This is a genomic window from Salinivibrio proteolyticus (assembly GCF_001996165.1).
GTDB lineage: Bacteria > Pseudomonadota > Gammaproteobacteria > Enterobacterales > Vibrionaceae > Salinivibrio > Salinivibrio proteolyticus.
In genome coordinates this window covers 74,749-90,336 of sequence record NZ_MUFP01000015.1, presented here as the reverse complement: position 1 = coordinate 90,336, position 15,588 = coordinate 74,749, and the positions used below count along the sequence as shown (strand labels likewise).

At 50.3% G+C, this 15,588-nt stretch carries 15 protein-coding genes; 9 read left to right on the top strand and 6 right to left on the bottom strand.

The window, feature by feature from the left end; all coding sequences use genetic code 11:
• Positions 1–177 precede the first annotated feature (177 nt).
• From serC to pyrF, 8 genes are all read left to right on the top strand, one after another.
• A complete protein-coding gene (gene serC, locus BZJ19_RS12060; protein ID WP_077675816.1) occupies positions 178–1,260 on the top strand; it encodes a 3-phosphoserine/phosphohydroxythreonine transaminase in 1,083 nt (360 codons plus the stop codon).
• 141 nt (positions 1,261–1,401) lie between these two features.
• Entirely contained in the window at positions 1,402–2,685 is a 1,284-nt protein-coding gene (gene aroA / locus BZJ19_RS12055) for a 3-phosphoshikimate 1-carboxyvinyltransferase (protein ID WP_077675815.1), read from the top strand.
• A 158-nt stretch (positions 2,686–2,843) separates the two neighbouring features.
• Positions 2,844–3,527, top strand: coding sequence for a (d)CMP kinase (gene cmk, locus BZJ19_RS12050; RefSeq protein ID WP_069588873.1), 684 nt, complete (start codon positions 2,844–2,846; stop codon positions 3,525–3,527).
• Positions 3,528–3,629: 102 nt separating this feature from the next.
• The gene (gene rpsA / locus BZJ19_RS12045; protein ID WP_069588938.1) at positions 3,630–5,300 is read left to right on the top strand and encodes a 30S ribosomal protein S1; all 1,671 of its coding nucleotides are present in this window, start codon (positions 3,630–3,632) and stop codon (positions 5,298–5,300) included.
• A gap of 72 nt (positions 5,301–5,372) precedes the next feature.
• A complete protein-coding gene (ihfB, locus tag BZJ19_RS12040; RefSeq protein WP_069588875.1) occupies positions 5,373–5,657 on the top strand; it encodes an integration host factor subunit beta in 285 nt (94 codons plus the stop codon).
• Between the two features lie 288 nt (positions 5,658–5,945).
• Positions 5,946–6,233 carry a LapA family protein gene (locus BZJ19_RS12035; protein WP_069588877.1) on the top strand — a complete coding sequence of 96 codons (288 nt, stop codon included), beginning with the start codon at positions 5,946–5,948 and terminating at the stop codon, positions 6,231–6,233.
• A 3-nt stretch (positions 6,234–6,236) separates the two neighbouring features.
• Complete coding sequence (lapB, locus tag BZJ19_RS12030) at positions 6,237–7,406, top strand: lipopolysaccharide assembly protein LapB (protein WP_069588879.1); 1,170 nt, start codon at positions 6,237–6,239, stop codon at positions 7,404–7,406.
• A 116-nt stretch (positions 7,407–7,522) separates the two neighbouring features.
• Positions 7,523–8,218: an orotidine-5'-phosphate decarboxylase gene (gene pyrF / locus BZJ19_RS12025; protein WP_077675814.1), complete on the top strand. Its 696-nt coding sequence runs from the start codon at positions 7,523–7,525 to the stop codon at positions 8,216–8,218.
• Positions 8,219–8,292: 74 nt separating this feature from the next.
• Here the strand turns inward: pyrF and BZJ19_RS12020 are convergent, their stop codons facing one another.
• From BZJ19_RS12020 to pspF, 6 genes are all read right to left on the bottom strand, one after another.
• Positions 8,293–9,108 (bottom strand): peptide ABC transporter ATP-binding protein, encoded by an 816-nt coding sequence (locus tag BZJ19_RS12020; RefSeq protein ID WP_077661705.1) that lies wholly within the window; start codon positions 9,106–9,108, stop codon positions 8,293–8,295.
• Positions 9,092–10,099, bottom strand: a complete 1,008-nt coding sequence (locus BZJ19_RS12015) for a peptide ABC transporter ATP-binding protein (protein ID WP_077675813.1) — start codon at positions 10,097–10,099, stop codon at positions 9,092–9,094. The genes BZJ19_RS12020 and BZJ19_RS12015 overlap by 17 nt, the downstream gene beginning before the upstream one ends.
• A complete protein-coding gene (sapC, locus tag BZJ19_RS12010; RefSeq protein ID WP_069588887.1) occupies positions 10,099–10,986 on the bottom strand; it encodes a putrescine export ABC transporter permease SapC in 888 nt (295 codons plus the stop codon). Before sapC ends, BZJ19_RS12015 begins: the two co-directional genes overlap by 1 nt.
• The gene (locus BZJ19_RS12005; protein WP_069588888.1) at positions 10,973–11,935 is read right to left on the bottom strand and encodes an ABC transporter permease; all 963 of its coding nucleotides are present in this window, start codon (positions 11,933–11,935) and stop codon (positions 10,973–10,975) included. The genes sapC and BZJ19_RS12005 overlap by 14 nt, the downstream gene beginning before the upstream one ends.
• Entirely contained in the window at positions 11,935–13,554 is a 1,620-nt protein-coding gene (gene sapA / locus BZJ19_RS12000; protein WP_077675812.1) for an ABC transporter substrate-binding protein SapA, read from the bottom strand. The genes BZJ19_RS12005 and sapA overlap by 1 nt, the downstream gene beginning before the upstream one ends.
• Before the next feature lie 123 nt (positions 13,555–13,677).
• Positions 13,678–14,691, bottom strand: coding sequence for a phage shock protein operon transcriptional activator (gene pspF / locus BZJ19_RS11995; RefSeq protein ID WP_077675811.1), 1,014 nt, complete (start codon positions 14,689–14,691; stop codon positions 13,678–13,680).
• A 214-nt stretch (positions 14,692–14,905) separates the two neighbouring features.
• Here pspF and pspA point away from each other — a divergent pair, with 214 nt between their 5' ends.
• A complete protein-coding gene (pspA, locus tag BZJ19_RS11990; protein WP_077675810.1) occupies positions 14,906–15,571 on the top strand; it encodes a phage shock protein PspA in 666 nt (221 codons plus the stop codon).
• Positions 15,572–15,588: the final 17 nt, after the last annotated feature.

Sequence of the window (15,588 nt, the reverse complement as noted above, 5' to 3'; positions counted from 1 at the left end):
CGTGTTGCAATCATAAAACAATAAAAGGGTGCAGTGATCTGCGCCCTTTTTTACGCGCTATATTTCCAAAGCCCATGCAAACGTGTTAAATCAGTAGCTACGCCTTTTAACGATGTATCTTCGTCATAACGCGAGATACGTCTTGCAGATAAAAAACAGCAGGAGCCCCTCCACAACATGGACAAGGTATACAATTTTTCTGCCGGACCCGCGATGCTTCCCCGCGAGGTAATGCTAAAAGCACAAAAAGAATTCACCAATTGGAACGGTCTTGGCACCTCGGTGATGGAAATATCTCATCGCAGTAAAGAGTTTTTAGCCATTGCTCGTCAATCAGAGCAAGATTTACGTGAGCTGCTGGTGATCCCAGACAATTATCACATTCTCTTTTGCCAAGGTGGCGCACGCGCTCAGTTTGCGGCGGTACCCATGAACTTACTGGGTAACAACACCATTGCTGACTATGTCGATGGCGGTTACTGGGCGACGAGTGCCGTCAAAGAGGCCAAGCGCTACTGCACCCCCAATGTGATCAATGTGACTCGTGAGCGTGATGGTAAACGCGCCATCCTGCCGGCGAACGAGTGGCTGTTAAGTGATGATGCCGCATATGTGCATTTTTGCCCCAATGAAACCATTGATGGGATTGAAATCACGGATCTGCCGGAAACCAACAAACCTATCGTGGCAGATATGTCATCGAACATTCTCTCTCGCCCGATAGATGTGTCCAAGTATGGCGTGATCTATGCGGGGGCGCAGAAGAATATCGGTCCGGCGGGGCTGACCTTGGTGATTGTGCGTGATGATTTATTACACCTTGCTAAAGATGTGTTGCCGAGTGTGTTGAACTACAAAGTCTTGGCCGATAAAGAGTCCATGTTCAATACGCCACCCACCTTCGCTTGGTATCTGGCGGCAGAAGTCTTTAAATGGCTGAAAAAGAGAGGGGGCGTTGAGGCCATTTATGCGCACAATCAGCAAAAAGCGGCGCTGTTGTACGATTGCATCGACAACTCTTCTTTCTATCGCAATGATGTTCACCCAGATAATCGTTCACTGATGAATGTGCCTTTCCAACTCGCTAACAGTGAGCTGGACGACACCTTCCTCGCCGAAGCGATGGAGCATGGACTGCACGCGCTGAAAGGGCATCGAGATGTCGGAGGAATGCGCGCGTCAATCTATAATGCAATGTCCCTTGAAGGGGTTCAGGCATTAGTCGACTTCATGGTGAAGTTTGAGAAAAAATACGCCTAACGCGGTGTAAAACGGTTTGCGTCCCAGCCGCTTTTTGCGTCTGGGACGTTTTTGTTTCTACTTTGATAAAAATAATAATTGTGAGATGGCTTGTATTTTGGTTACTCTGGTTGCACAAAGCATCACGGAAATTAAACCAGAATGGAGCAACTGACACTTTCCCCGATCTCTCATATCGATGGTCACATTAACCTTCCCGGCTCAAAGAGTGTATCTAATCGCGCTTTACTGCTGGCCGCGCTAGCATCCGGTACGACGCGCTTAACCAACCTGCTCAACAGTGATGATGTGCGTCATATGCTCAATGCATTTACTGACTTAGGCGTGTCTTATCAGCTGTCTGACGATCGCACTGAGTGTGTTGTGGAAGGGTTGGGACACGCCTTTCATACCCAAGCGCCACTGGAACTGTTTTTAGGTAATGCCGGTACGGCCATGCGTCCATTAACGGCCGCGCTGTGTTTGGGTGAAGGCGAGATCACTCTAACCGGTGAGCCGCGCATGAAAGAGCGTCCCATTGGCCACCTTGTCGAGGCACTCAATGCCATAGGGGCAGAGGTTCGCTATTTAGAGAGCGAGGGCTACCCACCATTACATATTAAAGGCACGGGGCTCGCTGGCGGCGATGTCAGTATCGATGGCAGTATTTCTAGCCAATTCTTAACCGCCCTGTTGATGGCCGCGCCGTTAGCGCGTGAAGAAACACGGATCACCATTAAAGGCGACTTGGTATCGAAACCCTACATTGATATTACCTTGGCGATCATGGCCCAGTTTGGCGTCGAGGTACATAACGATAACTATCAGCGGTTTGTGGTTCCGGCGGGGCAACGTTATCAATCGCCAGGTCACCTGATGGTAGAAGGCGATGCGTCATCGGCTTCTTACTTCCTCGCGGCCGCGGCCATTAAAGGCGGTGCCGTGAAGGTCACCGGTATTGGTCGTCATAGTGTGCAAGGTGATATCCAATTTGCCGATGCGTTAGCGGCAATGGGCGCTGACATCGAGTGGGGTGATGATTACGTCATTGCACGCAAAGGAAAGCTTCATGGTGTGGACATGGACTTCAACCACATTCCTGACGCGGCCATGACTATTGGGGTAGCGGCGCTGTTTGCCAAAGGCCCCTCGCGTATTCGTAACGTTTACAATTGGCGAGTAAAAGAAACCGATCGCTTACATGCGATGGCAACCGAGTTGAAAAAAGTTGGGGCGGTGGTCGAAGAGGGAGATGATTACCTTTACATTGAACCGCCTCAGCAGCTCACTCATGCGGCGATCGATACCTATGACGATCACCGGATGGCGATGTGCTTCTCGCTGGTGGCGTTGAGCGACACGCCAGTTACCATTAATGACCCGGGTTGTACGTCAAAAACGTTCCCAGACTACTTTGAAAAACTCGCGGCCATTAGTCAGTCTTGAATATCCCACCGCCATACGTACGGATAAACTGACGGTGGCGGTGATTTCCTCCTCGCTTTCTTCTATAATAAGCGCCGATTTATCGGCGTTGCTTCCCTTTGTATGAGGGCGCTTGGATAGCGCAACGTCGACGCACTCAACCAAATGTGGAGAGATTTATGCCGACACAGGCGCCTGTTATTACAGTAGATGGCCCAAGTGGTGCTGGAAAAGGAACCTTATGTATGCGACTGGCAGAAAAACTGCAGTGGCATTTGTTGGATTCTGGCGCGATATACCGTGTATTGGCATTGGCTGCGATTCACCATGATGTGGACACCACCTCAGAAGATGCATTAGTGCCATTGGCTGCTAACCTAGATGTACAGTTCATCGCTGAAGGTGAGCTGGTAAAAGTGATTCTGGAAGGCGAAGACGTTTCCGCGACGCTACGTACCGAACAAGTCGGCAATCAGGCGTCAAAAGTTGCCGCGTTACCGCGTGTGCGTGAAGCATTGTTGCGTCGTCAACGCGCGTTTGCCGGCGAGCCGGGATTGATTGCTGATGGCCGTGATATGGGCACCGTAGTCTTTCCGCAGGCCGAAGTGAAAATATTCTTAGATGCCAGTGCACAAGAGCGTGCCCGCCGCCGTCAGCAGCAGTTGCAAGAAAAGGGGGTTAATGTTACCTTTGACCGCCTTTTAAGTGAAATTCAAGAGCGTGATGACCGTGACCGCAACCGAGCGGTGGCGCCATTACGCCCCGCGCCAGATGCATTGGTGCTAGATTCAACCTCACTGTCAATTGACGAGGTGATCGAGCAAGCGCTGGCGTTTATTGAAAGCAAATTATCGGCTGCATAAGCAGTCTATAACCGTTAGCTGCAAGGATGATGGCTAACATATTTAACAACCCCATGCGGTAGGATACCCGTGGACGTTTATCAAATTGAAGATTTAAATATAATGACTGAATCTTTTGCTCAACTCTTTGAAGAGTCTCTAAAAGAAATCGAAACTCGCCCAGGTTCTATTGTTAAGGGTACTGTTGTTGCTATCGAGAACGGTTTCGTTCTGGTTGACGCAGGCCTGAAATCTGAATCTGCTATCCCAGCTGACCAATTCAAGAACGCTGCTGGCGAACTTGAAATTGAAGTTGGCGGTCAAGTAGACGTAGCCCTGGACGCAGTGGAAGACGGTTTCGGTGAAACTCAGCTTTCTCGTGAGAAAGCTAAGCGTCACGAAGCTTGGATCCAGCTAGAGAAAGCGTACGAAGAAGCTGAAACCGTGATGGGTATCATCAACGGTAAAGTGAAAGGTGGTTTCACCGTAGAACTGAACGGCATCCGTGCGTTCCTACCGGGTTCACTGGTTGACGTTCGTCCAGTACGTGACACTTCTCACCTGGAAGGCAAAGAGCTCGAGTTCAAAGTAATCAAGCTTGACCAGAAGCGCAACAACGTTGTTGTTTCTCGTCGTGCGGTTATCGAGTCAGAAAACAGCGTTGAGCGTGACGAGCTGCTAGCTTCTCTGCAAGAAGGCATGGAAGTTAAAGGTATCGTTAAGAACCTGACTGACTACGGTGCGTTCGTTGATCTGGGCGGCGTTGACGGCCTGCTTCACATCACTGACATGGCGTGGAAGCGCGTTAAGCACCCATCAGAAATCGTTAATGTTGGTGACGAAATCAACGTTAAAGTTCTGAAGTTTGACCGTGAGCGCACTCGCGTATCACTAGGCCTGAAGCAACTGGGTGAAGATCCATGGGTAGCAATTGCTAACCGTTACCCAGAAGGTCACAAGCTGACTGGTCGCGTAACCAACCTAACTGACTACGGCTGCTTCGTTGAAATCGAAGAAGGCGTTGAAGGTCTGGTACACGTGTCTGAAATGGACTGGACCAACAAAAACATCCACCCATCTAAAGTGGTTAACGTGGGTGACGAAGTTGAAGTTATGGTTCTGGACATCGACGAAGAGCGTCGTCGCATCAGCCTAGGTCTGAAACAGTGTAAAGCCAACCCATGGCAGCAATTCGCTGAAACTCAGAACAAAGGCGATCGTGTAACTGGTAAGATCAAGTCAATCACTGACTTCGGTATCTTCATCGGTCTAGACGGCGGCATCGACGGTCTGGTTCACCTGTCTGACATCTCTTGGAACGTGGCTGGCGAAGAAGCCGTTCGCGAATACAAGAAAGGTGACGAGATCTCTGCAGTGGTTCTTCAGGTTGATGCTGAGCGTGAGCGTATCTCACTGGGCATCAAACAAATGGAAGAAGACCCATTCAACAACTACCTGGCAGCCAACAAAAAAGGTGCTATCGTTAACGGTACAGTGACTGCTGTTGACGCGAAAGGCGCAACTGTTGAGCTAGCAGAAGGTGTTGAAGGTTACCTGCGCGCTTCTGAAGCGGCTCGTGATCGTGTTGAAGACGCGACTCAAGTACTTGCTGTTGGTGACAGTGTTGAAGCGAAGTTCACCGGTGTTGACCGTAAGAACCGCGTTCTGAACCTGTCTGTACGTCTGAAAGACGAAGCTGACGAGCAAGAAGCAATGGCTAGCCTGAACAAAGCCGAAGAAGGCGCGTTCGGTAACGCTATGGCTGACGCGTTCAAAGCAGCGAAGAGCGAATAATGCACAATAAGAGGGGGAAATTTTCCCTCTCTGCATTTATACTGTTGAGAAACATACTAAAGCGGGGTGTTTATGACCAAATCTGAGTTGATTGAAAGGCTCTGTAGTCAGCAAACCCATCTATCTGCAAAGCAGGTAGAGGATGCCATCAAGGAAATCCTTGAGCACATGGCGACCACACTCGAGAGCGGTGACCGCATCGAGATCCGTGGTTTTGGTAGTTTCTCACTGCATTATCGTGCGCCTCGTGTGGGGCGTAATCCTAAAACGGGCGAAAAAGTGGAATTGGACGGTAAGTACGTTCCGCATTTTAAACCGGGTAAGGAACTTCGCGATCGCGTTAACATTTACAGTTAAGCGATGTGCGCTGAAAAAAACGGCATGCTGTAGGTGTGCCGTTTTTTTATGTCTATCGATCATAGCTTGCGTGATGAATTTCCTGCATAATCATACCTCCTGTGTAAGATCTCGTACCAGTCATCACAAGGTCAGGCGCCGGATGTTACGCCTTGATATAAGCACACCTTTAATACGGTGCGCAGCTTGGCTTAACTCACAGGAACTATCACAGTGACAGATGCCTCGCATCTGGCAGGTTTATCATGATTGATGGGGCGCTAGGCCTTTCGCAATGAGGGAATACTTGTGAAAATACTCGGCATTCTGTTTCTGGTGTTATGCTTTTTGATCACCTTGGCGCTGGGAGCGCAAAACCAAGAAGTGATTAACTTTAACTATCTTATCGCGCAAGGTGAATTTAAGCTGTCAGTCATCTTGGGCATTGTCTTTGTCATTGGCTTTGGCATAGGCTGGCTGGTATGTGGAGCGCTGTACCTCAAAGCGCGCTTAACGGCGCGAGGATTGCGTAAGCAGGTAGAGAAACAACGCAAAGAACTTGATAAATTGCGTACGGACCCGCTTAAGGAACATTAATTCATGCTAGAGCTGTTGTTTCTGTTATTGCCAATAGCGGCCGGTTACGGCTGGTATATGGGTAACAGGAATGCTCGTCATCGACGGCAAGAACAGTCACATCATCTGTCTCGTCAGTATGTCACGGGACTCAATCTACTGCTGTCTGAGCAGTCGGATAAAGCGGTCGATCTCTTTATTGAACTGCTCCAAGTCGATAATGAAACGATTGATACTCACCTCGCGTTGGGCAACTTGTTTCGCTCTCGCGGCGAAGTCGACAGAGCGATCCGCATTCACCAAAACCTCATTGCTCGTCCTAATCTGACCCTCGACCAACGTAATCTCGCCATGCAACAGTTGGCGAAAGACTACATGGTAGCGGGCTTTTTCGACCGCGCAGAGAAAATCTTTGTCAAATTGGTCGATGAGCCTGACTACAAAGAGTTTGCGCTGCAACAGCTTTTGGCGATTTTCCAGCAAACACGTGAGTGGGAACAAGCGATAGACACCGCGGCCAAACTGGTTAAATTGGGTAAGAGCAAACTGCGTAAAGACATTGCTCATTTTCACTGTGAGTTGGCGATGCAGCAGATGGGTGAGGGGAATGAGCACAAAGCCCGTCAACTGCTACGTCGCGCCCTGTCCTATGATAAAGGCTGTGTCAGAGCCAGCCTGATGCTAGCCAAGCTTGATATTCAGCACGAGGACTATAAAGGGGCGATTAAGCAGCTGGAAAACATTCTCGAGCAAGATGCTGATTTTGTCAGCGAGGCTTTACCGCTTCTCGCGCAAAGTTATCGCGCCTTGGGACGCGAAATGCAGCTTGTCCGTTTCTTAAAAGAATGTATTGAGAAAAAAGCCGGCGTCAGCGCTGAACTGATGCTTTCAGAGGTGATCAGTGCCAATGAGAACCTCGCGATGGCACAAAGCTTCCTGACCCGCCAACTAACCCGTAACCCGACCATGCGTGGTTTCCACAAGCTGATGGAATACCATGTGGAACAGGCGGAAGAGGGGCGCGCGAAAGCCAGCCTCAATACCCTCAAAGACCTTGTTGCAGAACAGATTAAAGTTAAGCCGCATTACCGTTGTCGTAAGTGTGGCTTTTCCACCCATGCGCTTTATTGGCAGTGCCCCTCATGTAAAAACTGGGGAGCGATTAAGCCAATTCGGGGCTTGGATGGGGAATAATGGCGATGCAGTGGCATCGCCGTTTTTTTATCTTGCTGTCACCGCGAATGGCTGCGACAGCTGGGGAGCACGCGGAGTGCGAGAATAACAACCTTGTGAAGGAATCAGGAGCAATAATGCAAGACCCGAAAGTCATCGTCGCCTTAGATTATGCAGACATGAATCAAGCATTGGCCTTTGTGGATAAAATTGAGCCGGGCTCGTGTCGTTTAAAAGTGGGCAAAGAAATGTTCACCTTATTTGGGCCTGCATTGGTTAAACAATTACACGCATACGGTCATGATGTCTTTCTTGACCTGAAGTTTCACGATATTCCGAACACGTGTGCGAAAGCGGTTGCGGCCGCGGCAGAGCTAGGGGTATGGATGGTGAACGTTCATGCCTCAGGCGGTGAGCGGATGATGAGCGCAGCACGTGAGGCGCTTGAGCCATATGGCGGCAACCGTCCATTGCTTATCGGCGTTACCGTATTGACCAGCATGACGGACGCGGATTTGCGCCAAAGTGGGGTACAACGCTCACCACAAGCGCAGGTACAGCACCTTGCCAAGCTGACGCAACAGTCGGGGTTGGATGGTGTGGTGTGTTCAGCGCAAGAAGCCAGTTTGCTGAAAGCCCAGTGTGGCGATGCCTTTAAGTTGGTGACGCCCGGGATCCGACCGGTGGGCAGTGCGGCTGGTGATCAGCGCCGAATTATGACCCCAGAACAAGCTGTTGCAGCGGGTTCCGACTACTTAGTGATTGGGCGTCCGATTACACAAGCCGATGACCCGGCGGCCGTCCTTGCACAAATCAATCAAAATTTAGCGTAACATCAGGCGCAAAACTGCTTGAGATAATAAAGGCCACATGTGTGGCCTTTATCGTGACTGGATCAGCGATAAGGCTAGGTACGCGTCGACGCAGATTTACGCGAGCGTCTATCGAGGATGGGCGCAGTAAAGTGGCTGTCGATCAGACGCTGGGTCAATGTATGCTGAGGATTGGCGAATAAGGACTCTGTGCTACCTGATTCGACCACTTCCCCTTTTTGCATCACCATCACCTTGTCGGTGACATGCTTAATCACGCCCATATGTTGAGACACGTAAACATAGGACAGTCCCATCTCTTCTTGGAGCTCGAGTAGCAAGTTGATGATCTGTGAGCGCATTGACATATCTAACCCGTTCAAGGCTTCATCGGCCACAATCACACTCGGTTGCAAGATTAACGCACGTGCCAGCGACACGCGCTGCTTTTGCCCCGTTGCGAGCATTTGCGGGTAAAAGTAGGCATGCTCAGGTAACAGACCAACCCGCAGCAGGGTGTCTTTAACGCGCTTGCCTCGCTCTTGCGGCGTCATATTGGTATTTCGTTTCAGCGGTCCTTCAAGAATTTGCCCGATCTGGTTTCTTGGATTGAGTGAGGTATTGGGATCTTGAAAGATCATGCGAATGAGCTTGCAGCGGGTTTGGTAATCTTTGAACGTCAGCTCTTCACCATTGACCCGAATCTGCCCCGATGTTGGTTCGATCACGCCTGCAATCATACGTGCTAGGGTCGATTTTCCCGAGCCATTTTCCCCCACAAAAGCGATAGTTTCGCCGACTTCTAGCTGGAAAGAAACGGGCTTCACCGCATGGGTGACGCGTTTTCTTAGCCAGCCAGTGCGGTGGTAATAATCTTTGCTTAACCCGTCGACTTCAAGAAGAGCGGTCATTTTTATTCTCCATATTCAATGGGAAGTGGCAGGCAAACTTATGGTTTTTGATTTTCTGTGTATGCGGCACTTCAACACATTTACGTTGCGCATAAGGGCACCGAGGTCCCAAGCGACAACCAATCGGTAAGTGCTGTAACGGAGGAATCGAGCCCGGTAATGTTTCCAATTTACTTTTATGGGGAATATCTTGGCTGAAATCGGGCATCGCACGCAGCAAAGCATCCGTGTAGGGATGATGCGGCGTGGTAAGTATTTGCTCACGGTTGCCTGATTCAACCGATTGGCCGCAATACATCACGGTAATACGATCCGCCCACTGTGTTACTAAGGTTAAGTCGTGACTGATCAGCAAAATGGTGGTGTTAGAAAGCTGATTGGTGCGACTGAGTAACCGGAAAATCTGCGATTGAGTGATAGGATCGAGGTCGTTAGTTGGCTCATCAGCGATCAACAGGCGAGGGCGGTTGSCAATCGCCATCGCAATCATCACTTTCTGGCATTCCCCATCGGTGAGCTCATACGGATAGCTGTCCATCACCCGTTTATGATCTTTGATGCCCACTTTGTGCAATAAGGCAATCGAGTGCTGTTTGCGCCAGTTTAAACGTTGCCACCAGCTACCTGAAAACGAGGCAGGCGGAATGGCCTCTTCCAGCTGATGCCCGACGACCTCAGAGGGGTCTAAACAGGTCGAGGGCTCTTGAAAGATCATCGCAATGTCTTTACCGACCACATGACGACGTTCTCGTGCTGGAAGCTCAAGTAAATCGATATTACCTAATCGTAACCGGTCGGCGCTCACATGCCAGCTATCTTTGGTAACCCCACAAATGGCTTTGGCGACCAAACTTTTTCCTGAGCCAGACTCTCCCACTAAGCCACGGATCTCTCCGTCATTGATGGTTAGGCTCATACGGTCAACCGCTTTCACCATCCCTTGCGGGGTGTCGATTTCAATGGTCAGGTGACGAATATCTAATAACGGCATTATTCTGTTCCTGCGTTGATAGCTTGGCTGACCCCTTCACCAACAAGGTTAACAACCAAAACGCTAAACGCAATGGCCATTCCCGGGAGTGTAACTGTCCAAGGCGCGGTAAAAATGAGTTCGACCGAATCACCCAACATCGCACCCCATTCCGGTGCGGGTGGCTGGGCGCCGAGGCCCAAAAAGCCCAATGCTGCAATATCAAGAATGGCGACGGAAATTGCTCGGGTCATTTCAGTGCTCAGCACCACCGCCATATTCGGGAAAATGGAGTGATAGAGCAGATAAAAATCGTTGGCACCATCAAGGCGCGCGGCAATGATGTAGTCTTTCTCTATCTCATTGTGTACTGCGGTATACACCGCACGAATAATACGAGGGATCAAAGAGAGCCAGACTGCAAGTAGCACCTGCATTTCTCCCACCCCTAAAAAGGCGACCACAATGATGGCAAGCAACAGCGAAGGAATCGAGAGGATGCTGTCGAGAATATGGTTCAAAAAGCTCGACTTTAGCCCCTTCGTCATGCCGGCCAGCACCCCAATGCCCACACCGACAATGCCCGCGCCAATTGCCACCATTAATGCATAGCCAAAGGTTAAGCGTGAGCCGGCGATCAGGCGAGAAAGCATATCGCGGGTTAGATCGTCTGTGCCCAAGAAGTATTCGATTTGACCCGACTGCACCCAAGACGGCGCCATCAACAGATGACCGGTTTGATGCTGTGGGCTCCAAGGCGCTAATAAGGGGGCGAATATAGTCACCAAGATCAAGCCGACCAGGCACCAAAAACCAATCACGGCCAGCTTGTTACGACGAAATGCCGCCCACGATCGCTCGAGCTGGGTGGGAATATGCTGCTCGACATAGACATTATTTGAGGGCATACCATTCCTTCCTTACCAGAGGGTTCATAAACGCACCCACAACATCTGAAATGATATTTATCAGTAACACAAAGCCACCAATCACGAGGACACCGGCTTGAACAGACGCGTAGTCTTTTGCGATCAGGGCATCTAATAGCCAACGACCAATGCCCGGCCAGTTAAATACCGATTCCACAATGATCACGAAGGTGACCATGGTTGATACCAATAAACCAAAATTAGGAATAATCGGTGGAATGGCGTTTTTCATGCCATGACGCAACACGATCTCGGTTTTAGACAGGCCCTTAGTCGCGGCGGCTTTGATGTAATTTTGGCTCATCACATGTGCCATGGAGTTGCGCACCATTTTGATGATTTCCGTGGTGGGCACCACCGCCAGCGTCAGCGTGGGCAAGGCGAGATGGCGCATGATGTCAGTGGCGACTTTGCCCTGAAGCGGTAAATCCGACAGCCATAAATCCACCAACGCAAAACCGGTAATATGAGGGATCTCATACAACAGGTTATAGCGCCCAGAAACAGGAAACCACTGTAAATCGAGCGAAAACAGCATGATAAATAAAATGGCTAGCCAGAAGGTGGGAATTGAAAAAACCACCACCGCGAGCGAGGAGATCAGCTTATCTGTTGGCCCTTGACTACGCAGGCCCGCTAAGGTGCCGAGTGGCACGCCAACCACAAAGCTTATCACCAATGCGGCGAGGCATAGCTCCAAGGTGGCTGGAGCGACATGCGCAAGGGTGACCATTACCGGCTCGCCGTTGGCGGCCATGCCTAAATGCCCCTCCACTAATTGGCGCAGGTAATACAACCAGCCAATCCAGTAATCAAAACCATGCCATACCGAGTCAGGCGCCAACAGCATAATGTTGTAGCCAACCAAAGTTAGGATCACCAAGGTGATTAGGAAAAGGTTGAGGCGTCGTAAGGTATAAATCAGCATTAGCGCCCCCGAGATACGTCAGCAAAGCTGTCGGTGCCAAACGGCGTCATGGTTAAGCCTTTTAGGCTCGCGTCACGCACTTGATGTTGAATGCCATGCGCCAAAGGCACGACGGGCATACGACGATTTAAAATGGTTTGTGCTTCGATATACAAGGCTTTGCGCGCCTCGGTATCTTCCGTCGCAATCGCTTCATTGAGTTTTTGATCAAAGTAGCGGTTGCACCAGTTTGACATATTCCAGCCAGTAAACTTTGCATTGCATGTCAGTAGTGGACGCAAAAAGGTGTCCGGATCGCCATTGTCTGCCACCCAGCCGGTCAGCACCATGTCGTGCGCATCATCGCCTTCGCGAATAGCCACACGATTGACTGTTTTCTCCGGAATGATATTGACGCGAATACCAATCGCCCCTAAATCGGCTTGAATCAGTTCCGCCGTTTTTCGCGGGCTCGGGTTAAAAGCGGTGGGTTTCATTGGCACGGTCAAATCAACGCTAAAACCTTGGCGATAGCCCGCTTTAGCAAGGAGTGCGGCGGCCRGTTTAGGGTTGTATTCGGTTTGGCTGTTGGGATCGTAAGCCCACGACATGGGCGGTAGCAAACTGGTAGCCGGAGCGCCTGTGCCGTAATACACCGAGCTGAGCAGGGCATTGCGATCAATGGCAAGGTTAATCGCTTGACGCACTTCTACTTCAGACAAAGCCGGGTGGCGCGTATTCAAGGAGATAAAGGCGACATTCATGCCGGTTTGAGATGACAAATGAAAACGCTTGTCATCGACGACCACAGGCAATTGACTGGCAACCGGCGAGGCGAGCACATCGCACTCACCAGTCAGCATTTTTGCTAAGGTGCCTGTGCCACGCGTTGAGACGTCAAATACCACCTGCTCCATGGGTGCTGGGCCCTGCCAATACTGCCAATGGCGACGCAAGCGAATAAATTCGCGTGGTTGAAACTCTGCCAGTGCAAATGGGCCAGTACCGACCGGATAGGTATCTAGCTTTTCTGGGGTGCCAGCAGTAAGAAGTTGATCCGCATACTCTTTCGAGAGGATCACCGAAAAGTTGGTCGCCAAAGTGGATAAAAAAGACACATCAGGGCGTGAGAGCGTAAATTGAACTTGATAAGTATCCAAGGCTTTTACGTCTGTCAATAACCCCGAGAAGTCCATGCTATCAAACCAAGGGTACTGGCCACCGGAGACAGGATGGTAAGGGTGATTGTTGTCGATGAGACGGCGAAATGAAAAGACCACATCATCAGCGTTGAGGTAGCGTGACGGCGTAAACTGCACACTGCGATGAAACGCAACGCCCCGTCGCAGAGAGAACGTGTAGGTTTTACCGTCCTCGCTGACTTCCCAGCTTTTCGCCAACATGGGTTCGGGCTGATACGTCTTAGGGTTTAGACGCAAAAGGCGATCGTAAAGCTGGCTCGATAAGGTATCGGCCGTGAGGCCGCCGTCGGTCAATTGAGGGTTAAACGTGGTGGGCTGGCCCGGGCCACAAAAAACAAAGCCACGATTGTCGGCCGCACGTTGGTCCGTGGAGGCATCACAGCCTGCGAGGATCAAGCCGCTGACCCCAAGGATCAAAAATTGGATGAAAACGCGCATAAACCAAGTGAAATCAGCTATCAAAGTAAACCCCGTAATCTACCACCGAAACGGCCTTACCACCAAGCAAAGTAAGGGCAATGTCGCGTATCATTTTCCCAGTGATGTACGTATTGGCTTACATCATTGTTCGTCGTTGCCCACATTGTGTTTCCGTAACAGCCCCCTGAGTTGATGGTAGCTGAGGCCGAGTAACTGCGCGGCTTTTCTTTGATGATATTTGGCCTGTGTCATCGCCGCCATCAGCATGGCCTTTTCCATCTCGGTTTGCCACTCCCGCAAATCTACCGGTAACGCAGGGAGCGTCTCTCCTTGGTTGTCGACCGCAGAATTGGTCTGAGGTGGTGAGGTTATCTCGGCTTGCCAAGGTGGCGTGAACGGGTCCAGACACAGTGATTCAACCGGCGTATCGGGATCATTGTGGCGATACAAGGCGCGCTCCACACTGTTTTTAAGCTCGCGTACATTACCAGGCCAAGGGTGGGCAAGTAGTTGCGCTTGGGCTTGGGCAGAAAAACCGGCGAAGTAGCTATAGCCTAACTCAACCGCCATTTTTAGAGCAAAATGCTCGGCGAGTAATAAGATATCTTGTCGCCGCTCACGTAGTGGCGGCAAATGGACCACATCAAATGCGAGGCGGTCTAACAGATCAGGCCGGAAGTTCCCACGGGTAGCCATCGCGGGAAGATCTTCATTGGTGGCACAAATCAAGCGCACGTCCGCCTGCTTGGGCTGCGATCCTCCCACACGCTCATATTCGCCATACTCAATAACGCGAAGGAGCTTTTCTTGCACACCCAAGGGGGCGGTGCCGACTTCATCTAAAAATAAGGTGCCACCTTCGGCACGCTCAAAGCGACCCGCATGACGCCCTTTGGCGCTAGTGAAGGCTCCCGCTTCGTGACCAAACAGCTCAGAATCGATCAGGCCTTCACTTAATGCGGCGCAATTTAAACTGACGAGGGGCTGAGACCAGCGGTGTGATAAGTAGTGCAAGCGTTGAGCAATCAGCTCCTTGCCAGTCCCGCGTTCGCCAAGGATCAGCACGGGACGATTTAATGGCGCGAGCCGCGAGACGTGGTCCAACACGGCTAAAAAGCGATCGGATTCTCCGATTAAATTGTCTTGTTCACGCATGGCGATTTTTACTAAATAGTGGTTTTATTCATCATGGCGCGTTTGGTGGTAGGATGCAATAAATTTTAAGTCTTTGAAATGTAAGGATTAAAAAGTTGGCACGTAAGTTGATTATACATTGGCTAGCAAACTATGGCTGAGTGATGACGCTCAGACTAATCCGGCACAATGAGCATGTAATCTGCTGCTTTGGTGCATTATTAAGGAGTCTATGATGGGTATTTTTTCTCGTTTCGCCGACATCGTAAATGCTAACGTCAATTCGCTGTTAGATAAGGCAGAGGATCCACAAAAAATGATCCGTCTTATTATTCAAGAGATGGAAGACACGCTGGTCGAAGTACGCACATCGTCCGCGAAAGCGCTGGCGGATAAAAAAGAAGTGGCGCGTAAGATTGAAAACGTCAATCGCCAGCTCCGAGAATGGCAAGATAAAGCCTCCTTGGCGCTGCAAAAAGATCGGGAAGATTTGGCGCGCGCGGCATTAATCGAAAAACAAAAAGCGCATGATATCAAAGTCGCGCTGGAAGAAGAGTTAAGCTTAATCGAAGAAAGTGTCGATAAGCTGAGTGGTGAAATTGCTGCCCTTGAGACCAAACTGACGGATACCCGCGCGCGTCAGCAGTCACTGGCTATTCGACGTGAAACCGCCGGAAATCGTCGTGACGTGCGTCGCCACTTAGGAAGTGGCCGTGCTGATGAGGCAATGGCAAAATTTGAACAATATGAGCGTCGTATTGACGAACTAGAAGCRGAAGCAGACAGCTATCAAATGGGCAAAGGTAAGCGACTTGAAGATGAGTTTGCCGATCTGCAAGCTCAAGATGAAATTGAAAAAGAGTTGGCTGCATTAAAAGCCAAAATGAACGATAAGCAATAACAACCACGATAGGAGCG